We start from the raw sequence: 20,170 nt of genomic DNA, 5'->3' as shown, positions 1-20,170 counted from the left end.
TTAGAGGTTTGATGCGAAGTGTTCTGGAATAATGGATGTTGTAGGTGTTTCGAAATCAAGTTGCGCGCCAACTTAATCTCTGAACACTGGAAATCATGCGGGGAGGTCTGCACCTAATGGCTGCGAAAAAAGCTGCGAAGAAGCCAAATGTCAGTGGCGATGAGCTGACTGAATTTTACAAAGAAATGCTCTTGATCCGACGCTTTGAAGAAAAAGCGGGTCAATTGTACGGAATGGGGCTGATTGGCGGCTTTTGTCACCTGTATATCGGACAAGAAGCGGTTGTTGTCGGCCTTGAGGCTGCGGCGGAGGAAGGCGACAAGCGTGTCACCTCGTACCGCGATCACGGGCATATGTTGGCCTGTGGCATGGACCCAAATGGCGTGATGGCAGAGCTGACGGGCCGCGAAGGCGGTTACTCCAAAGGCAAAGGCGGCTCTATGCATATGTTCAGCAAAGAGAAGCATTTCTATGGGGGCCACGGGATTGTGGCGGCTCAGGTGCCGATTGGTGCGGGACTGGCGTTTGCGGATAAATACAAAGGCAATGGGCGTGTGACCTTTACCTATTTCGGTGATGGTGCGGCGAACCAAGGTCAGGTTTATGAGACGTTTAACATGGCGGCCCTTTGGGACCTGCCGGTGGTCTTTGTGATCGAGAACAACCAATATGCGATGGGGACTGCGCAGGCGCGGTCGACCTCTTCGGCAGATATTTACACACGCGGCGAAGCCTTTGGGATTAAAGGCGAAGTTGTGGATGGCATGGATGTTTTGGCCGTAAAAGAAGCGGGCGAAAAGGCTGTGGCGCACTGCCGGGCTGGCAAGGGTCCGTATATCCTTGAGGTAAAGACCTATCGCTATCGTGGGCATTCGATGTCAGACCCAGCAAAGTACCGCACGCGCGAAGAAGTACAGAAAGTCCGGTCAGAGCGTGACCCGATTGAGCGCGTGCGTGAGATGCTTTTGGAAGGCAAACACGCCACAGAAGACGACCTGAAGGCCATCGATAAAGAGATCAAAGCCGTGGTGAACGAGAGCGCCGAATTTTCAAAGAACAGCCCACTGCCCGCTGAAAGCGAGCTGTGGACGGATATTTTGGCGTAAGGAGAGAGAACGATGGCTATTGAAATTCTAATGCCCGCCCTGTCGCCAACGATGGAAGAAGGCACATTGGCCAAATGGCTGGTGAAGGAAGGTGATGAAGTGTCCTCTGGTGACATCATCGCAGAGATTGAAACCGACAAAGCGACGATGGAATTTGAAGCGGTGGACGAAGGTACCATCGGTCAGATTTTGGTCGCTGAAGGGTCAGAGAACGTGGCTGTGAACACCGCGATTGCTGTGTTGTTGGCTGAGGGCGAAGAGGCAGGCGCGACCCCTGCTCCGGCAGCAGCCAGCGCCGCACCTGCCCCGGCACAGGCCGAGGCGCCGGTTGCTGCGAGCGTGACGGCAGAGCCTGTGCCTGTGATGAACGTCGAACCTGATTGGCCTGAAGGCACCGAGGTGCGGTCTACGACTGTTCGGGAAGCCTTGCGTGACGCGATGGCCGAAGAGATGAAAGGTGACGAAGACGTCTATTTGATGGGCGAAGAGGTTGCTGAGTATCAGGGTGCGTATAAGATTTCCCAAGGTCTGCTGGATGAGTTCGGTAGTAAACGGGTGATTGATACGCCGATCACAGAGCATGGTTTTGCGGGTATCGCGGTGGGGTCTGCCTTTGCAGGCTTGAAGCCAATCGTTGAATTCATGACCTTTAACTTCGCGATGCAAGCGATTGATCACATTATCAATTCGGCAGCTAAGACATTGTATATGTCTGGTGGTCAGATGGGTTGCCCGATTGTGTTCCGTGGCCCGAATGGTGCGGCAGCGCGTGTGGGTGCGCAGCACTCACAGGACTACGCGGCGTGGTATGCGCAGATCCCTGGGTTGAAGGTGGTCATGCCCTATTCGGCGAGTGACGCAAAGGGGCTATTGAAGAGCGCTATTCGTGACCCGAACCCGGTGATCTTCTTGGAAAACGAAATCCTATATGGTCAGTCCTTTGACGTGCCTGTCATGGATGACTTTACGGTTCCAATCGGTAAAGCCCGCGTGTGGCGCCAAGGGGATGATGTGACCATCGTCAGCTTTGGTATTGGCATGAAATACGCATTGGAGGCGGCGGATAAGCTGGCCGAAGATGGTATTTCGGCGGAAGTGATTGATCTGCGTAGTTTGCGCCCGATTGATTATGATACGGTGCTGGCATCGGTGATGAAGACCAACCGCTGCGTGACTGTTGAAGAAGGCTGGCCGGTTGGCTCTATCGGCAACCATCTGTCGGCGACGATCATGGAAAAGGCATTCGACTATCTGGATGCACCGGTGATCAACTGCACAGGCAAAGACGTTCCGATGCCCTATGCGGCGAACCTTGAAAAGCTGGCACTGCTGACAACCGACGAAGTGATCGCGGCTGTTAAGCAAGTGACATATCGGTAAGGAGAAAGATCATGGCTGTAGAAATCTTAATGCCTGCGCTGTCTCCTACGATGGAAGAAGGCACGCTGGCGAAATGGCTGGTGAAAGAGGGTGATGAAGTTGCGTCAGGTGACATCATTGCCGAAATTGAAACTGACAAAGCGACAATGGAGTTTGAAGCCGTTGATGAAGGGACAATGGGGCCTTTGTTGGTGGCTGAGGGCACCGAGGGCGTGAAAGTGAACACGCCGATTGCCATGTTGCTTGAAGATGGCGAAGAGGCCGGTGCGGTTCCGGCACCCTCTGCTGCACCTACCGCTCCAGCACCGGCGGAAGCGGCAGCACCTGTTGCTGCGGCACCCGTTGTGGCGGCCCCTGCCCCAGCAAGCCCTGCGCGAGCTGATGGTGGGCGTGTGTTCGCCTCTCCTTTGGCGCGGCGGATTGCGGCGGACAAGGGCGTTGATCTGGCATCGATCAAAGGTACGGGGCCAAAGGGGCGTATTGTTAAAGCGGATGTTCTATCGGCGGACGCGACACCTGCGGCTGTTGCAGCCCCTGCTGCGGCAAGTGCGGCGCCTGCTGCTGCTTCGGCACCAGAGATGGCCTCTGGCCCGTCGGCGGATATGGTTGCGCGGATGTATGAAGGGCGTGACTTTGAAGAGGTCACATTGGATGGCATGCGCAAGACAATTGCAGCACGTCTGACAGAAGCCAAACAAAGCATCCCGCATTTCTATCTGCGCCGTGACATTCAATTGGATGCGCTGTTGGCCTTCCGCTCGCAGTTGAACAAACAGTTGGCGGATCGTGGTGTGAAACTGTCGGTGAATGATTTCATCATCAAAGCCGTCGCTTTGGCGTTGCAGGCGGTGCCTGCTGCGAATGCGGTTTGGGCCGGTGATCGTGTGCTGCAGATGAAAGCAAGCGATGTTGCTGTGGCCGTTGCGATTGAGGGTGGCTTGTTTACCCCCGTCCTGCAAGACGCTGAAATGAAGTCCCTTTCTGCGCTTTCCGCTCAGATGAAGGACTTGGCCGGTCGTGCACGTGAACGCAAGCTCGCGCCAAGTGAATATCAGGGCGGTAGCTTTGCGATCAGTAACTTGGGCATGTTTGGCATTGATAACTTCGACGCCATCGTGAACCCACCACATGCTGGGATTCTGGCCGTTGGCGCAGGGGTGAAGAAACCCGTTGTGAATGCTGATGGCGAGCTGTCTGTGGCGACGGTGATGTCTGTCACCATGTCAGTGGATCACCGGGTGATCGACGGCGCGGTTGGTGCGGATCTGCTGAAAGCCATCGTGGATAATCTGGAAAACCCAATGGCGATGCTGGCCTAAAACCCGCATCCATAAACGAAAAAAGGCCACTCAATTGAGTGGCCTTTTGCATGTCTGGTAGGACCATCAATCGAGGTGTGTTTGATCCATCGAGATCGCAGGCTGAGAGCAACCCGCGTCGCCCACAATTCGCGCGGGTACTCCGGCAACTGTTTTGCAGGCAGGGACTTCTTCGAGCACGACAGAACCTGCGGCGATCCGCGAGCAATTGCCAACCTTGATGTTGCCAAGCACTTTTGCGCCAGCGCCGATCAGAACGCCGTCACCGATTTTTGGGTGGCGGTCCTCTTCTTCTTTGCCGGTACCGCCTAGCGTCACCGAATGCAGCATCGACACGTTGTCACCAACCACAGCTGTTTCACCGATCACGATGGAATGGGCGTGGTCGATCATGATACCTTTGCCGATTTTCGCGGCTGGGTGAATGTCGATGCCAAAGACCTCAGAGCTGCGCATCTGGAAAAAATACGCCATGTCTTTGCGGCCTTCGCGCCATAGCCAATTGCCAACCCGGTAGGATTGAACCGCTTGGAAGCCTTTGAAAAACAGCATCGGCTGAATGAAACGGTGGCATGCTGGGTCACGATCATAGACCGCAGTGATGTCAGCACGCGCTGACATCGCGATGGACGGATCGCTATTATACGCCTCGTCACAGATTTCACGAATAAGCTGTTCGGACATCTCTGCCGACGCCAGCTTTAGCGAAATACGATAGCTTAGCGCCTGTTCAACCGACTTGTGGTGCAAGATCGATGAATGGATCAATCCGCCCAATAGCGGTTCGTCTTTCAGAGCCTCGTTGCCCTCGCGCAAAATCTGCGTCCAGACTGGGTCGAGTTCTTTGATGAAGGGGCTTCGTTCTGCCATGCAACCATTCCTCTTTCATGCACTATACATCACTTAGGGATTTCAGAGCAAATTCAAGGTTGTTGTGGACAAGATCACAGGTGTGAATGCAAGAGCAAGTGGTAGAAACAGGGATAAATTTCCATAATTTCAAAACGATTTAGGAGAACGGCTTTGCTCAGCGCAGGATTTTTTGAAGCTGCGCCAAGCTTGTAAAGCCGTCAGAACCTCTGCCAAAGCGCTGCAAAACTCCGCGTGATCAAGAGAATGACTTGTTAAGGCATCCGGGCAATGCGCCGTCGCATGTGCCATCAAACTGCCGTTGCCCCAATCCGGATGAAGCCGCGCAAACCGTTTGCGATATTTGTCTGCGGCATCCGCTTGAAACAGCCACGTTTGGCAGGTCGCACCGCGTTTATCTGGCGCAACCTGCATCAACGCCCGCGAGAATGCGAGCGCATCTCCGATGAGAACCGGACGCATGTCAGAGGCCGATGGTTGTTTGGGCAAATGGCCCAGCCCCATAGCGAGCGGAAACCTGCGCCACTTTGATGTCGAGCAACCCGCTTAGGCCATCGTTGTTTTGATCTGGCTGACTGTAGGTCCAATTGGGCGTGTCTGTCATGACCGACCGAACCAGCTGACCATTTTGCCAGAACTCTAGTTGATAGGATTCAGCCTCTTCGCCCAATGGCACCTCTGGTACATCCCAACTATCGCCGTCCTGCCTTGTGCGCCTGATCCACCGAATATCCAAATCACCATTGGCACGCAGATCACTGCGCAAATGAACTGGCGCATAGGGGCGCAATCCATTGCCCACAAAGGCCAGCGTTTGTTCCACATAGCTGCTGTCATCAAAGGGCTTTTGCGCCGGGCCAACGCGATATGTCCGCTCTATCCCCCGCATAGCTCTGGTCAGTTCAATTTGCTGAGAACGCGCATTGATCAACACAAACCAACTGCCAACTGGCCATTCTTGGGTGGCCAGCGCATCGGTCCCGGCCTGACCACGCAGCCTGTTTGATAGCTCATAGATACCTGCCCCAACCAAGTCTGCGGTTTGGAATTGGATCACCTCCCAATTGCCCGCTGAGCCATCGCCAATCACCGCAAGATTGGCACCGTTCAACACCGCCTCTTCGCTGACACTGGACAATTGCCCACTGATCATCCGCACCCGCAGCCCAGCGCCACGGTCGAAAACACCGCTTTGGGCAACAGACAACGGCGTTTCCAGCAAACCAACCGTTGATCTGGCAGACAGCAATGTATTCAATTGGTACGGGCCATCCCCCAAGGCGTCATAGACCGCAACGCTCCCCGGCCAATTGCGGGTGGCAATCGCGATATGTGGGCTGTGGGGCACCTCGTCACCGGACAACAGTGGCAAATCCATAAACAGCGGATGCACAGGAGCTGCTGCCGCAAACGACGCGAGGCTGCTAGGGGTCGGATCAATCTCTGCCGGTTCATACAAACTGGGCTCAATACGTGTCGCGTCAACTTGCAGGGCCTCACCCTGCTCCACCCTATCAATCCGGTAAGTCTCTGCCGTTTCGCCCTCTGATGGCACAGACAGAACATCCCCCGCGCCCAGCGCAATCTGCGACGGTGGTAAGGCAAAGCGAATGCCATCTTGCCCGACACGCGCCTCTGCGAGCCAGCGTTCCGCGACTTGTCGTGCCTCACCACGGAGTAGCGACATATTCAATTCGGTCGAGGATGTTGATTGCGCTGTCTCATCTGACAGAATGGCTTCTTCCGACAGGCTTTCAAAATCGCCCAGCGCCTCGATGCCATTCACGCGAACGCGGCCCACGGTCTCTGCATCTGAATGGCGATGTCGCTCTATCCCGTTAGGCGTATCCTCTGTGACTGCAAGGGCATCCAGATCAAGCTGATGCGTGGCGCTTTTTCCCCGCATAATGAAATGCAGAACACCCCCATGTTCCACAGCATCAAACCCATAACGCAGCATCAAAGGCTGCAGGGCTTTGCGTGGCTCTAGAACATCATCAACCGCATACCCGCGTACAACGCCATGAAGCTTTGAAACATCAAACGGACCTACACTAGCCTCTTCACAGATTTCGCGAACCACAGAGGCCAAGCTCCGATGCGTTGTACGTCCAGAGATCCAGTGCCCCCGATCATAGTTCCGCCCATCACTCCACAACGCCTCGTTCTGGGGAAACCTTGGAAAAGGTCGCGTATCCCATGCCCAAACAAAGGCACGTGACATATCAATCATCGGGGCCTTGTATTCCTCAGAGGTTGGATTGTTCTCTTCCTCCCCCCAATAGTCATACATTGCCTTCAGATACTGAAGCTGAATGAACTCATCCCGTAGGCCGCTAGAATACTTGGGTAACGTGCTTTCCGATGACTTCGGATCAAGGAACTTGTTTGGCTCATTGGTGGCCTTGTCTATTGCCGCACACCCGAGTTCAGTAAACCATATCGGTTTCGATTGCGGCTCCCATGCAGTTGGGCTGGCCTGACGCTCCCCACCTATGCGCTCATGATGCGCATTGGACCACCAATTGCGGATGTCTTTGTACCGGTAAACCCAAGGCTCCCCATGTGCGCCATCCGTAATAGGCGTTCTGATCTGCGCGTCTTCGGCCTCTTGCGAATGGTAGTACCAGTCATACCCAGCACCGCCCTCTATGTTGGCCTTTAGATAATCGAGGTTATAGACATCCCCCCATGCGGCATCAGCATGCTCGTCCCCATCCCGCCAATCAGAAAGCGGCATGTAGTTATCAATACCGATAAAGTCGATCTGATCATCAGCCCACAACGGATCAAGGTGGAAATATCGGTCCCCCGTCCCGTCCTGTGGCTGGTAGCCAAAGTATTCACTCCAGTCCGCCGCATAGCCCAGCTTGACGTCTGGCCCCAGGATCGTCCGCACCCCTGCCGCCAAATCCCGTAACTGCGCGACAGCAACAAACACACCACCTGCCCCACGTATCCACGTAAGGCTGCGCATCTCTGATCCAATGCAAAAGCTATCAACGCCACCAGCCGCAGCACATAGCGCCGCTTGATGCAGGATAAACCGACGATACCGCCACTCCTGTGGGCCGCTATACACAACCGCCCCATCCACAATGGCAAAGTCCGACGCGGACGCCGTCCCAAAAAACGCATCCACCTGAGCATCAGCCGCAGCCATCCCATCCGGGCTCCCCACCTGTCCCGGAGCCTTAGACAAGGTAATCCGCCCCCGCCACGGCAACACGGCCTGATCGTCTGCATCACTCCACGGGTCAGGCAACCCATTCCCGGCCAACTGATCCATCAGAATAAACGGGTAGTACATCACCGCCTTACCCATATCGTTCATATGCTGGATCGCTTGGATCACCGATTGATCCGAAGGGGTGCCGCCATAAACAGGCCGCCCATCCACCAAGGGCACCACATCCGCAGTCCCTCGCACCTGCCCAGCAACAGACCAAGGCATCGTCCCATCATACTCGGCCTTCTCCACCATAGGGCGCACAAGACAGTCTCCACAGCGCAGATCATTCCCAAACCAGCTGACAATCAACGAAACCGCCCCGCAATTGGGCAACTCTCCGTCCAAAGCATCCATTGCAGTCACAAAATCTGATTGCCCCGAAGGCGCATTCACATTCGCGGCCCACTGATCACCCGGACCATTCTGGTAATACACAGGCTCTGTCGCCAACGCATAATCCCCTGTCCCCGGTATCAACGCCACGGCCTGTGTCGCATAAGTCGGCTCTATATCGGCCTCCTCCTGTGACTTTGGCGAGGGGCGGCTAACTTCAAACGAAAACTGCGGCACGCGATTGCCAAAGGGCGCCAAATCCAAGTCTTCAAACACCACATAGGCCGTTCCGCGATAGGCAGGCACTTTGCCCGTGCCTTCAACTGCTTCGATCTTGGGATCAGGCAGTTGCGTGTCATCCCCCGGATACACACGCATCGTTAGATCAGAGGCTGACACCTCACGCCCATCCGCCCAAAGCCGCATAACGCCGGTGATCTCGCCCTCACACAGAGCCACGGCCAAAGACACCGTGTAGCTATAAGCACTCGTCGTAGGCGTACTTGGCCCGCCCTTACCGCCACCAGTCGTCGTCACATGCTCCTGATACTGCGTCGCCCAGATCACCTGACCGCCAACACGCATACGCCCATAGACTTTGGGCACTGCGCGTCCTTCGGCAGACCCGGTGATGCGATAGCGATCAATACGCCCCGTTTCGACGGCATCCGACCCTTTGCCCAAGATGCGCTGATCAATCGAACTGCCCACCAAGGCTCCAGCCAATCGCCCCACCGCAACAGCAGAGACCCCCGCCAGTGATCCCCCAATCGCGCCGCCAATTGCCGCGCCAGCCGCTGAAAACACCATGGTCGCCATCAGTTCGTCTCCTTCGAGGTAAGTTCAGGAAAAGCAAAGCGCGCCACAACACGGCGCGCCCAGGGTTGGCTTAACGGGCTTTCCACAACCGCATGACCGCCATAGGCATGGATAAACGTCGGCGAAGACCCCACGACGCCCTGAATGCCCAGATGTTTGGCCACAGCCCCACTCCGCATCCGAAACAACAGCACATCCCCTACAGCGACCTGATCCAAAGGCTTTGCCACCAGATGCCGCAAACCCGCCTGCCACAGCGCTTCATCACCCGCAGCTTCTGCCCAGTCGGGAGTATAGGCTGGCACCGCCTCAGGCTCGTTCTGATAGAGCCCGCGCCACACTCCACGGATCAACCCAAGGCAATCTGTCCCAGCCCCCAGTGCAGAGGCTTGATGCACATAAGGCGTCCCAATCCATTCCCGCGCCAAAGCAACAACCGCGTCCCCGCTCATGACCGCAAACTCCCACCAGAGTTCACACCATCCTGACGCGGCACGGTCGCAATCCAGCTATCGCCGGGAATGTCGGGAAATCCCTGAAAATTCACCTGATTGGAAAACTTAGCGCGGCAGGTCTCAAACCGCTTGTCACAGCCCGCTACCAGACGCAGCGCATCACCGGCTGCAATCTCTGCACGCAAAGGCGCCCACAACTCAATCACGCGCGTCTGACCGTCAAACTGATCGGACTTAATTGAAACGCTCAAGCCTTCGGCATTCCCACTCAGAACATCCAACCGCCCACGCGCAAACCAACCCGGGGCATAATCTGTTAGCCCCTCAAACCGAAACACCCGCCGGTCTTCGACATCCTGTACAGCCACTTCGGCAAAGAACCCGTCCTGCAGCACATCAAACCCACAGGCCCCATCACCCAAGATCGCACCACAAGGTTTCTGATACACACGCCCAATCGGTTGGTTCAGCGGCTCGGTCAGGCCGCGCAGCTCCACCTGAAACGCCCCACCTGCACGCACGATGTCACCTATCGAGCCGCGAAACACCACCATTCGCTCCGCCACATCAGCCCAGTTCACCATCCACGCGGTGACCTTCGCGCCGTCAAACCGACCGGCCTCAATATCCACCTCGGAAATAGCCGCATCGCTCAGCGCACCCATGGCCTCGGTATTATCCACCGACAGACCCGTGCTTTGCTCTAGCGACAAAGCCGTCAAACCGCTCCCAGCCCGAAACACTGTATCCGCAAAGGTCAAATCACAGTCATGATCCGTAAACCCAAGCGTGACCCCATCGGCGCGCACAATCTGCCAGCACCGCGCAACCGTGGTCAGTCCGCTTTGCATATGCGCCTGAAAATCTTCTGAAATCGCCATCAGACACGCACCTCCACCACAGGCACATTCGGCATATCGCCCGCCTGAAAGCTCGCAACGCTTGTTTGCACCCGATCCGTGTCAAACCGCACAGGGACGTCAAATTCAAAACCCGCGGTCACCTCTTCGTCCAAACCGGGCGGGTCTTCAAACGTCACCTCGCCCGTCGCCGTATCCACGGTGAAATGCACAGCCTCAAACCGCTCCGCATCCGCCACGCCCATCCGCACTGTTCCCAACACCGGCTTGGCAATCGGCCGCGCATAGCTGCCTTCGCCAGACCGATAGACCTTCACCAGCGGAAACACCCGCTGCACACCATCGCCAACCCCGATCACCTGATCGCGAAAATCCACATCCGCCGAGGCCTTGCCCGACTTAAAGTCCGACCAATCCTTCCAGCGAAACCCAAACAACTGCCCGCGCCGCGCCTCAAAGAACGAGATCAACGTTTCAATATCGTCCAGCGACCGCATCCCCACACCCGCATCATAGCGCCGCCGCGCATGCGCCCAGGGCGTATTGCGCTCTTCAAAGCCGTTGGTCAGCGTCACAATATCCGTGCGCCGCTCTGGTCCACCGATTGAACCAAAGCTTAAGTTCGCCGGAAAGCGTACCTCGTGAAATCCCATCAGAAACCCTCCTTACCGATTGCGTTGCCCCCGCGCCAAAGCGCGGCTCATCTGCGTGGCAATCTGCCCTTGCGAGCGTTGAAACCCCTGCACATCCGCCGTTTGGATGTTCATCACGATGTTGACCGGCCGCCCACCGCCACCGCGCACGCCCAGCTTGCCATCAGCCCCACGCGCCAAAGGCATGATCGCCTCTGGTCCCGCTTCGCCCATCAACCCCAGCCCACCGCGCATCGGAAAGGCCGTGGCCCCGCTGACGATCCCGCCATTGGCAAAGGGCATCACACGCCCCTGCGAAAAGGCCGCCCCGTTTTCAAAGGGCAAGATCCCCTGCATCAGCCCACCAACACCCTGCGCTATCAGCGATCCGAAATGATTGGTCACGGGTTTCACGGCCGCGTCATAGGCACTGTTCATCACACCGCTAAACACATGGCGCAGCGTGTCACTCAGGCTTTCGCCATCCCGCACCAATCCATCCACCGCGCTTTTCAATCCACGCGACACGCCCTTTTCGAACGTTCGAAAATCCCCGCCCGCCGTTTGCAAGCCGCCCCGCATGCGGCGCAACTCATCATCAAACACCGCCATCACCTGCGTCACTGCTTCGGCACTGCCCAGCACGTCAGACAGCTGTTCATCCAGCTCTTCAAAATCACTCATCTGTTTCGCCTTTCACCTCGTCGGGATAAGCCGTCAGCAAGTCCTCCAACTGCCGCCGGCTCATCGAAGCCGCCCCGCGCGCCTGCCCCAGCATCAACGCCAGTTCCGCCGGGGTCAGCGCCCAGAAATCGCGCGGCAACAACTGCAACCCATGCAGCCCCGCACGCATCAACCCCGACCAATCAATCTTGCTCACGCGGCACCATCGCCGGGCACTGTGAAGGCCAGCGCCAACAACTGCGCCGCCACACGCGTCGCCTCCAGCGGACCACCTGTGATGTCAGCCGCCAACACATCCTTTGGCGCGCCGTCCCAGCCACCGCCACGCAACCCCGCACAGATCAACGCCGACACATCCGCCGTGCGAAACCCACCCGTCTCAAACCGCGCAACCAGCGCCATCAGGCTGTCGGCCTCCAACTGCGCCTCAAGCTCTGCCAAAGCCCCCAAGGTCAGCTTCAGCACATGCCGCGTGCCATCCATCGTCAGCGCCACTTCGCCCGCCAAAGGATTCACCATAGCCTAGGCCGCCGCTGTAAACGACAGCGCCCCAGCCGAAGCCAACGCCAGCTCATAGGTCGCCTCGCCGTTATGCGAACCCGCGTAGTCCAACGCTGTCACCTGAAACGGCCCTTCGACCACGCCAAAATCCGGGATAACCACCTGAAACTCTGGAATTTCACCGTCAAAGAACAACTGTCGCGCCCGCTCATCCGTATCCGCATCCTTGAACACGCCAGAGCCTGAAATAGACGCTGATTTCACACCAGCCCCCGCCAGCAATTCGCGCCACCCGCCCTGACTTTCAAGCGAGGTCACATCCACGCTTTCTGCGTTGAAACTGATCCGCGTCGCTCGCAGCCCTGCCACCGTGACAAAGGTGCCGTCGCCCATCATGTCGACCTTCACCAAAAGGTCTTTTCCGTTCTGTGCCGCCATCTGCTTGGCCTCCTGTGTGTTAAATCACTGATCATCCACCCGCGCCGCAAAGCGCAGATCAATCCGTCGTAAATTGGCCGCGTCCTCACGGGTTGCCGTCGCCCGCTCAAACACCAGCGAGACAAGCTGCCCCCGCGCCAAACCCAAATCCGCATTGTGCAAAGCATCACTGACGGCCACCGCCACCGCCTTGGGTGTGGCAAACCCCGCCACATCCGACACGACAGACACCACAAAGCGATGCACCGCTCCGCCGCCGGATTTATCCGACCGATCCACCACTGTTTCCGGGCCCAAAGTCACATAGGTCGCCGGGATCACCCCGCTGGGCAGCTCGTCATAAACCGCATCGCCAATCAGCGCGTCCAAAGGCACGTCATCCACCAATTGCTGATACACCGCCGTCTGCAATGCGACCGCCACGCCATAGCTCATACCGCTGTCTCCTCTCGTGCTTTACAGGTCAGATACCGCCCATCCGTGCCGCGCTCGGCCACCGTTAGGATGCGAAACACCCGTGTTCCTTCACGAAACCGCTGCCCCGCCTTGGGTCGCGCATCCGCACCAAAGGGCATCGCACGAACCGTGATCCGATAATCCACCCGCGAAATCCCCACCGATTGCCGGTCCCGCGTGGTGCCACCACCTGCCAGAACCTCGGCCCAAAGCGTGCCCATCGGCTCCCAAGACGCCCGGAACCCGCCGCCACCATCTTTCACACTGGTTTCGCGCTCCAAGACCAAGGCGCGGTTCAGTTGCGGCACTCTCATACCGCGCTCCGCAAACTCAGCCGCAGCGGACGAAACCGCTCAATCAAGCTGGTCACACCAAACGGCATGCAGCCACCGCGCAACGCGGTATCATGGCGGTATTCATAGAAATGAGCGGCCAACATCATCACCGCCTGCTGCAAATCCGCAGGCACCTCGGCCCAAGTAGCGCCAAAACCAACAGTCGCCGAAATCTCGGCAAAGCCCTGCGTGGGAATGGCAGGCAAGCACGCCCCCATAGGCCGCAAGATCGGCGTATGCGTGTCGTTCTCCAACCGGACGTCCTCGTCAATGTCCTGCGCAACACCGCCACCATCGACCACCTGCACAACCTCAACCGACATCACCGGCGCCATGCTCAATCCATGCCCCACCAGCGCATCCCACTCCCGCACCCGCCATGTCACAGATCGCGCCAAGATCGCCTTGCCGGTTCGTGCCTCAATCGCCGCCAGGCTTGCCCGCAAAAACCCTTCCAGCACAGCGTCCTGCAACGTATCCTCGGCAAAACCGGTCCCCATCCGCAAATGCGCCCGCAGCTCTGCAATCGGCAACCGGGCCAAGGGCACCGGGGTGTCTTCCATCATCATCATGGACCTCTCCAAATTCAGGCTCCCCTCACGCCCCTCCAATCGCGGGCGTGCGCCACGCGTCACTCGGTGGGAGGGGAGCAGCCAGATAACGCATATCCAGCGCACGCCCTGACGAGGCGGCCCTTCGCCGCCCCGCCTTTCGCAATGCGCCCTTAGGACACCGCGAACCGCAAAAGTTTGATGGCTGCAAAGTCGCTTACATCGCCGCCCACGCGTTTTGTCGCGTAAAACAACACATGCGGCTTGGCCGAAAACGGATCACGCAACACACGTAGATCAGGACGTTCCGCAATGGTGTAACCCGCTGAGAAATCACCAAAAGCCACAGCATCCGCACCGCTGGCAATATCTGGCATGTCCTCAGCGATCAGCACTGGATAGCCCAACAGACGCGCAGGCTCACCCGCCGCTAAACCATCAGACCACAGGAACCGACCATCCGCGTCCTTCAGCTTGCGCACTGCGCCCGCCGTCTTGGAATTCATCACAAACGAGCCATTCGCGCGGTATTCTGCACCCAGCGCATAAACCAGATCAATCAGCGCTTCGCCGCCATTGAAACCACCATCCACACCGGTCGCCACATAGCCCAGGTTGCCCCAGCTCCAGCTGTCGTTGTCCACCGTCGAATGGGTCATCAAACCCGTCGGCTTATCCACGCCATCGCCATTGATAAACGCCGCAGCCTCAGCACGCGCAAACTTGTCGGCAATACGCCCTGCCAACCAGTTTTCCACATCAAACGCCGTGTCATCTAGCAAACGCTGCGATGCCTTCGGCAAAGCCGACAACTCGTGCAACGGAATGGAAATACGCTCAATCACCGGCGTGCTCGTTTCCGTGCTATCCGCCGTCTCCGTCGCCCAACCGGCACCCATTTCGGTGCTATCAATCAGCACGTCATAGGATGTCGCCTCGACCGTCACGACCGACGCCACAGCCCGCAAAGACGCGGTTGAGGACAGCACAGAACTCACGCTCTCCGTCGTCACCGGGTCCACCAAATAACCGCCATCGCCATTCACCGCCGAAGACAACGCCTTTTCCTCCAGCGCTAGCCCACGCAGCCCATCATCATCGCCGCTACGCAAATAGGCCGCCATGGCCTTCTGATGTGGGGCCTCAAGGTCGGCGGCACCCAATACCGGGCGCGCGGCCATCAAAGTCTTCCGATCAAGCATGTTCATTCGTTCATCCTGCTGCTGTAATTTAAGTTCAATATCCGCCCGGAACTCTTTGAAACCTTTTGCAAAACCCGCCACCGCAGATTTCACGCCCAAAACCCCAGACATATCTTCCCCGATCTGGGCCAACGGCCCAGTTCCTGTCTCACTCATTCTCAACCCTCTTTGGTTTTGACTGTTCAGGCCGCCCTAGGGCTGCGCCATCTCATGGCGCGCATCCTCAAAGATCGCCGCCAATTCCCGCAGCACAGCCTCTTGCGGATCATCCGCCTTGGCCGCCACCCGCGCACTAGGCAACATTGGGAAGGTCACCAGCGACACCTCCCAAAGGTCCAGTTCATTCAAGAGCCGCTGGCCCTTGTCATTCTTCGTAGCCTTCACCGTGCGATAACCAATCGACAGGCCATCAATTGCCCCCGCAGCGATCAACGCAGCCGCCTCGCGCCCCTTGGCCACGTCACTCAGCAAGCGGCCCTTCACATACAGGCCCCGCGCGTCCTCGCGTACCTCATCCCAGATGCCAATCGGCTGCGCTGGATCATGCTGCCACAGCATCTTCACCGATCGCCCCGCCGCGCCAAGCGCCGCCAACGACCGCGCATAGGCCCCCGGTTGCACCACATCACCGCCCTGATCCGCCGCCCCAAACAAAGACGCATAGCCTTCGATCACAGAGCCATCCACCACAGACAGCCCCTCGCCAAAGCGCGCAAACTTCCGTTCCAAATCCATAACCATCTCCCTCACACGCGGCCTAAGGCATCCCTTGCAACAACGACTGAAACGCCTGCGCCAAGATCACGCCAACCACGCCATAAACCGTCAACCAAAGCCGCTTTTCCAACCGCTCGATCAGCGCCTCAATCCGGTCCAACCGCTTGTTCAAACTCTCAAACTGCAATGTTGCCACCCGCTCATGGGCCTCCAACCGCAGGGCCGGCGCGCAATCAAACGGCTCAAACCCATAGCGCGCCCCGCGTTCCCCCTCAGCCATCATCCGCCCCCTCAGACAGTGCAGGCAGTCCCAACAACTGCCGCTTCTCAGCCACGGTCAAAAAATCCGCCGCCTGCACCCGCTGCCACTGCGCATCACGTTCCGCACTTAGTGCAGGTACCTGATCCAGATCCGGCTTCAACGTTAAGTTCTCACCGCTAAACCCTTGCAACCACTCAGACATCCGCGCCGTCACCCGTGTTGCCATCGGCAAAACCGTCAGCCGGAAAAACGCCCGATTGGCCTCTTGGTAATTGGCATAGGTCGCATCCCCCGGAATACCCAACAGCATCGGCGGCACCCCAAAGGCCAGCGCAACTTCGCGCGCCGCTGCCTCTTTGGTTTTCTGAAATTCCATATCACTTGGCGAAAACCCCATCGGTTTCCAATCCAACCCACCTTCTAGCAACATCGGCCGCCCCGCATTGCGCGCACCCTGATGATGGGCCTCCATCTCGCCAACAAGCCGATCATATTGGTCCGAGGTCAGGCTCCCCTGTCCCTCAGCTCCTTTATATACAATCGCCCCCGACGGCCGCGCTGCATTGTCCAACAAGGCTTTGGACCAACGCGAGGCCGCATTATGCACATCAATCGCTGTCGCCGCCGCCTGCAAAGGCGAGAACCCATAATGATCGTCCTGCGGATGGAAATTGCGGATATGACAAATCCGCGCCGCGCCTCTGACATCAAACCGATGTTTACGCGCCCCAACGCTATACTCATAAGCCACCGGCCAACCATCAGCCCCCGGCACAACCCGCATCCGATCACTGCGCAAAACATGCAGCTCCAGCGGCAAGCCATCTTCGCCGACAGCTTCCACATAAGCATCACCAGACAACAAGAGCTGCGCATAAAGCGCCTCTAGAAACTCCGCCCGCCCTTGGGCCAAATTCGGCCGCGTTACCAGCGACATAACCGGATGGCGCTCAAACCGCTGGCCCATGCCCTCTAACACCAAAGGCACCGCCGCCGTTGCCTCCGCAATCATCTTCACACAGCGAAACCCAACCGGATTTCCCGCAAACCCCGTGCGCGTCAATGACACGGTGTCTCGTGCCGACCAGGCCACACGCCCCGCCGAATGATAGGCAACCACAGGCCCTGCAGCACTCGCCTTTTGCTCTGGCACGTCCGCTGAACTGCGCTTTAGAAAATCAAACACCATCCGCTCCCTCGCTCTGATGAAACCCACTTTCCCCCAAACCGGTTAAAGCCACGCGACCCACCCGCGCGGCCCATGCGCAACACCGCCTCTTCACCTTTCTAAAAATACTCAAATCCACCGTCACAACGCGCGCAAACCCGGCCGTTGCCAACGCTCCGCTGGCAGCAAGATCACCTCATGCAAGGCCCACACCAATGCATCCACTCGGTCAGGCGATCCCTGCCCCTCAAAGCCCCGCGCCGACATCAGGCACATCTGATCCTCCAAATCACCCAGCCCCCGCCGATGCAAAACACGCCCCTGCTCATACAAAGCCGCCACAGGCTCCGCCCGCGCGACCTTGCCCCGCGTGGCCCGCACCGCCTTATAGGCCACCGTCGGATCCACCTGCCGCACCACCGTCTGCACCAGATCACCGCCCTGATTGACCTCCGCCACCAGCCGATCCGCCCCCCAGCGCCGCATCGCGTCCACTGCCGCCGTCGCCCAGCCCACCGGCGAGCGCCCCGCCACTGTCGCATCTTCCAGAACCACAGCCCGCCAATCCTGCGGCGGCCCCTGCAACACCGCACCAACCACCACAATCCCGCAGTCATCTGACCGATCCGTGCCCGTCACCGGCGGATCAACAGCCACCACAATCCGGTCAAGCGCCCCTGTATCCTCAACCAAACAGCCATCCAGCATGTCCCGAGACCACAACGCCCCTTCAACATCTGCCATCAACACGCCATCCAGCTCTTGCCGCCCCAAATGCGTTCCCGCATAGCGCGCCCGCACCTCTTGCAGAAAACTCTCCGCCAGATTGGCCCGGTTCGCCTCTGTCGCCGCATAGGTCTGCACCGTCCCATCCCGCGCCAACAGATCGCGCAGCACCGCCACATTGCGCGGCGTTGTCGTCACCACCTGCTGCGGATGATCCCCAAGCCGCAGCCCAAACTGCAACATGTCCCAGGTCTCCTCGGCCCGCTTCCATTTTGCCAATTCATCCACCCAAGCCGCATCAAACTGCGGCCCCCGCAGACTTTCTGGATCATGCGCCGAAAACACCTGCGCCACGGCCCCATTCGGCCACAACAACTGCCGCCGCCCCGCCTGCCACACAGGTTTCCGATCCGGCGGCGAACAGGCCAAAATCCCGCTCTCGCCAAACACCATCACATCCCGCACCTGATCCAGTGTCTCGCCAACCAAGGCCACCCGCCGCGCGCGCCCTTCATCCAAAGGCCGCGCCCCTTCGACCATCGACCGCACCCATTCCGCCCCAGCCCGCGTCTTGCCAGCCCCACGACCGCCAAGAACAACCCAAGTCTTCCAATCGCCCTCAGGCGGCAATTGATGCGCCATCGCCCAGAACTCGAACAAAAAAGGGAGAGCCAAAAGCTCTCCCGCATCCAATCCTTCTAAGAACTCATTTTGCGCGGCAACACCGGCGCAAGCGAGCCATTCTGCACCCGATTGTCTCCCGTGCCCGCGCAAGGTCCAGCGCGTAGTCGTAGACGACGCCATGGTCTCGTTTTCTGCGTTCATCAAATCGTGCCTCCGTTTCAATCGCCAGTTTGGCCCAAGCCCGGATGTCACTCAGCAACTTAGCCGAGTCCCTAATACGATCGGTCTCGCCCGACATGATGTCTCGTTCCATCAAAGCCAAATGCTGGCTCAAATGGGTGACGGTCTGCCGAACCTTCGCGATCTCTGCATCCAAAGCCGCAACGCCCTCTGGCGGGGTTTCATGTGTCATATGCTCTTTGCCTTCTCTTGTGGTCATTGCCCTCCACACGAGCGAAATGAAAAACGACCCAAAGGTTTCCCCCGGGCCGTGTGTCACGTCTTCCAGCATGTCACATATCTAGCAAAGACCGTGACGTATGTCAAGTTTTCGTTTATTTACAGATAGTTACCAAATAGACCTCACAAAACGCAACACCACAACACGTCTTAATTTAGCCCAAATACACAGCTAAAAAAACGCATATTTTCAATCCGGTATTCCGTCATGCAATTTCTCAAAACCTTTTGCCTCACGCTCCTTGTCGTCCCGATCCTGCTGCATTTCATTGCGCCAGACAGCCAACCAACAGCGCCCGCACGCCAAGGCCAGCTCACCCAAATCGACTATATCGCGCGCCTTGATCTGCGCAAAACATCCGCCACATACACAGCCCCAACCGATGTCGCGCAACAGTTCACCCTGTCCCAACCCGGCCAACCAGACCGCACATGGTTCGGCCGCGGCCCAACCATCGGCCAACCGCGCCCCGCCATCGTCCTGCTGCACGGCTCAGGCCGCCCCGGCCTCGCTATGATTGATATGTGGAAAGAGACAGCCGCCCGAAACCAACTCGTCCTGATCGCCCCCAACAGCAGCAATCCCCAATACTGGGATCACGGCCCCGATGGCACAGACTTCATGACCAACCTGCTAGAACAAGCCCAAGACCACTTCGCCATCGACCCAACGCAAATCTACCTGATGGGCCATTCCGCAGGCGGCCTTTTCGCCCAACAGCTCGCCCTAAGAAACACCGGCCAATGGCGCGCCATCACCACCCACGGCGCCGCAATAGACACCGCCAACGTCCACCCAACCAATTCCGACGCACCGCTCTTCATCTACAACGGCGACAAAGACCACCTCTTCCCCACAGCAGCCTCCACCGCAACAGCCCAAGCCCTCGCAGAAGCAGGCCTAGACACAACCCAAATCCAAATCCCCGACCACACCCACTGGTACTACAAAATCGGCCCCCAAATCGCACCAGACATGTGGAACCGGATGAAGGCGCCGGGCAAGTAGGCGTATGTAACGCTAAGGTCAGCAGTGCGGGA

At 58.0% G+C, this 20,170-nt stretch carries 23 protein-coding genes; 4 read left to right on the top strand and 19 right to left on the bottom strand.

Annotated features, from left to right (window positions below):
- Positions 1-116 precede the first annotated feature (116 nt).
- Genes pdhA through Q4544_RS09885 form a run of 3 tightly spaced genes read left to right on the top strand, consistent with a single transcriptional unit; the run spans position 117 to position 3,805 of the window.
- On the top strand, positions 117-1,106 hold the full coding sequence (pdhA, locus tag Q4544_RS09895) for a pyruvate dehydrogenase (acetyl-transferring) E1 component subunit alpha (protein WP_303505815.1): 990 nt from the start codon (positions 117-119) through the stop codon (positions 1,104-1,106).
- 12 nt (positions 1,107-1,118) lie between these two features.
- Positions 1,119-2,486: a pyruvate dehydrogenase complex E1 component subunit beta gene (locus Q4544_RS09890; RefSeq protein WP_303505813.1), complete on the top strand. Its 1,368-nt coding sequence runs from the start codon at positions 1,119-1,121 to the stop codon at positions 2,484-2,486.
- Between the two features lie 11 nt (positions 2,487-2,497).
- Positions 2,498-3,805, top strand: a complete 1,308-nt coding sequence (locus Q4544_RS09885) for a pyruvate dehydrogenase complex dihydrolipoamide acetyltransferase (RefSeq protein WP_303505811.1) — start codon at positions 2,498-2,500, stop codon at positions 3,803-3,805.
- Positions 3,806-3,871: 66 nt separating this feature from the next.
- Here Q4544_RS09885 and cysE read toward each other — a convergent pair whose 3' ends face one another.
- The 19 genes from cysE to Q4544_RS09790 all read right to left on the bottom strand — a co-directional run bounded on the left by cysE (position 3,872) and on the right by Q4544_RS09790 (position 19,109).
- Entirely contained in the window at positions 3,872-4,675 is an 804-nt protein-coding gene (gene cysE, locus Q4544_RS09880; RefSeq protein WP_303505810.1) for a serine O-acetyltransferase, read from the bottom strand.
- Positions 4,676-4,804: 129 nt separating this feature from the next.
- Positions 4,805-5,164, bottom strand: a complete 360-nt coding sequence (locus tag Q4544_RS09875) for a hypothetical protein (protein ID WP_303505808.1) — start codon at positions 5,162-5,164, stop codon at positions 4,805-4,807.
- A complete protein-coding gene (locus Q4544_RS09870; RefSeq protein ID WP_303505807.1) occupies positions 5,139-9,059 on the bottom strand; it encodes a glycoside hydrolase/phage tail family protein in 3,921 nt (1,306 codons plus the stop codon). The genes Q4544_RS09875 and Q4544_RS09870 overlap by 26 nt, the downstream gene beginning before the upstream one ends.
- The gene (locus Q4544_RS09865) at positions 9,059-9,511 is read right to left on the bottom strand and encodes an NlpC/P60 family protein (RefSeq protein ID WP_303505806.1); all 453 of its coding nucleotides are present in this window, start codon (positions 9,509-9,511) and stop codon (positions 9,059-9,061) included. The genes Q4544_RS09870 and Q4544_RS09865 overlap by 1 nt, the downstream gene beginning before the upstream one ends.
- A complete protein-coding gene (locus Q4544_RS09860; protein WP_303505805.1) occupies positions 9,508-10,395 on the bottom strand; it encodes a DUF2163 domain-containing protein in 888 nt (295 codons plus the stop codon). Before Q4544_RS09860 ends, Q4544_RS09865 begins: the two co-directional genes overlap by 4 nt.
- On the bottom strand, positions 10,395-11,027 hold the full coding sequence (locus Q4544_RS09855) for a DUF2460 domain-containing protein (protein WP_303505804.1): 633 nt from the start codon (positions 11,025-11,027) through the stop codon (positions 10,395-10,397). The genes Q4544_RS09860 and Q4544_RS09855 overlap by 1 nt, the downstream gene beginning before the upstream one ends.
- Before the next feature lie 12 nt (positions 11,028-11,039).
- On the bottom strand, positions 11,040-11,690 hold the full coding sequence (locus Q4544_RS09850) for a phage tail tape measure protein (protein ID WP_303505803.1): 651 nt from the start codon (positions 11,688-11,690) through the stop codon (positions 11,040-11,042).
- The gene (locus Q4544_RS09845; RefSeq protein ID WP_303505802.1) at positions 11,683-11,886 is read right to left on the bottom strand and encodes a rcc01693 family protein; all 204 of its coding nucleotides are present in this window, start codon (positions 11,884-11,886) and stop codon (positions 11,683-11,685) included. The genes Q4544_RS09850 and Q4544_RS09845 overlap by 8 nt, the downstream gene beginning before the upstream one ends.
- Positions 11,883-12,209: a gene transfer agent family protein gene (locus Q4544_RS09840; RefSeq protein WP_303505801.1), complete on the bottom strand. Its 327-nt coding sequence runs from the start codon at positions 12,207-12,209 to the stop codon at positions 11,883-11,885. The genes Q4544_RS09845 and Q4544_RS09840 overlap by 4 nt, the downstream gene beginning before the upstream one ends.
- 3 nt (positions 12,210-12,212) lie before the next feature.
- Positions 12,213-12,629 carry a phage major tail protein, TP901-1 family gene (locus tag Q4544_RS09835; protein ID WP_303505800.1) on the bottom strand — a complete coding sequence of 139 codons (417 nt, stop codon included), beginning with the start codon at positions 12,627-12,629 and terminating at the stop codon, positions 12,213-12,215.
- 24 nt (positions 12,630-12,653) lie between these two features.
- Positions 12,654-13,064: a DUF3168 domain-containing protein gene (locus Q4544_RS09830; protein ID WP_303505799.1), complete on the bottom strand. Its 411-nt coding sequence runs from the start codon at positions 13,062-13,064 to the stop codon at positions 12,654-12,656.
- Complete coding sequence (locus Q4544_RS09825) at positions 13,061-13,399, bottom strand: head-tail adaptor protein (RefSeq protein WP_303505798.1); 339 nt, start codon at positions 13,397-13,399, stop codon at positions 13,061-13,063. The genes Q4544_RS09830 and Q4544_RS09825 overlap by 4 nt, the downstream gene beginning before the upstream one ends.
- The gene (locus Q4544_RS09820) at positions 13,396-13,992 is read right to left on the bottom strand and encodes a head-tail connector protein (protein ID WP_303505796.1); all 597 of its coding nucleotides are present in this window, start codon (positions 13,990-13,992) and stop codon (positions 13,396-13,398) included. The genes Q4544_RS09825 and Q4544_RS09820 overlap by 4 nt, the downstream gene beginning before the upstream one ends.
- Positions 13,993-14,144: 152 nt before the next feature.
- Entirely contained in the window at positions 14,145-15,284 is a 1,140-nt protein-coding gene (locus tag Q4544_RS09815) for a phage major capsid protein (protein WP_407063042.1), read from the bottom strand.
- Between the two features lie 81 nt (positions 15,285-15,365).
- Positions 15,366-15,908 carry an HK97 family phage prohead protease gene (locus Q4544_RS09810; RefSeq protein ID WP_303505792.1) on the bottom strand — a complete coding sequence of 181 codons (543 nt, stop codon included), beginning with the start codon at positions 15,906-15,908 and terminating at the stop codon, positions 15,366-15,368.
- A gap of 22 nt (positions 15,909-15,930) precedes the next feature.
- On the bottom strand, positions 15,931-16,170 hold the full coding sequence (locus Q4544_RS09805) for a hypothetical protein (protein ID WP_303505790.1): 240 nt from the start codon (positions 16,168-16,170) through the stop codon (positions 15,931-15,933).
- Entirely contained in the window at positions 16,163-17,341 is a 1,179-nt protein-coding gene (locus tag Q4544_RS09800) for a phage portal protein (protein ID WP_303505789.1), read from the bottom strand. The genes Q4544_RS09805 and Q4544_RS09800 overlap by 8 nt, the downstream gene beginning before the upstream one ends.
- A 120-nt stretch (positions 17,342-17,461) precedes the next feature.
- On the bottom strand, positions 17,462-18,850 hold the full coding sequence (locus Q4544_RS09795) for a DNA-packaging protein (protein ID WP_303506245.1): 1,389 nt from the start codon (positions 18,848-18,850) through the stop codon (positions 17,462-17,464).
- On the bottom strand, positions 18,753-19,109 hold the full coding sequence (locus tag Q4544_RS09790; protein WP_303505787.1) for a hypothetical protein: 357 nt from the start codon (positions 19,107-19,109) through the stop codon (positions 18,753-18,755). Before Q4544_RS09790 ends, Q4544_RS09795 begins: the two co-directional genes overlap by 98 nt.
- A gap of 228 nt (positions 19,110-19,337) precedes the next feature.
- Here Q4544_RS09790 and Q4544_RS09785 point away from each other — a divergent pair, with 228 nt between their 5' ends.
- Positions 19,338-20,138, top strand: coding sequence for an alpha/beta fold hydrolase (locus Q4544_RS09785; protein ID WP_303505785.1), 801 nt, complete (start codon positions 19,338-19,340; stop codon positions 20,136-20,138).
- Positions 20,139-20,170: the final 32 nt, after the last annotated feature.

Origin of the sequence: Cognatishimia sp. 1_MG-2023, from assembly GCF_030548175.1 — a bacterium.
GTDB lineage: Bacteria > Pseudomonadota > Alphaproteobacteria > Rhodobacterales > Rhodobacteraceae > Cognatishimia.
Note: the sequence above shows the minus strand (reverse complement) of the source record. Positions and strands in the feature narration are given on the sequence as shown.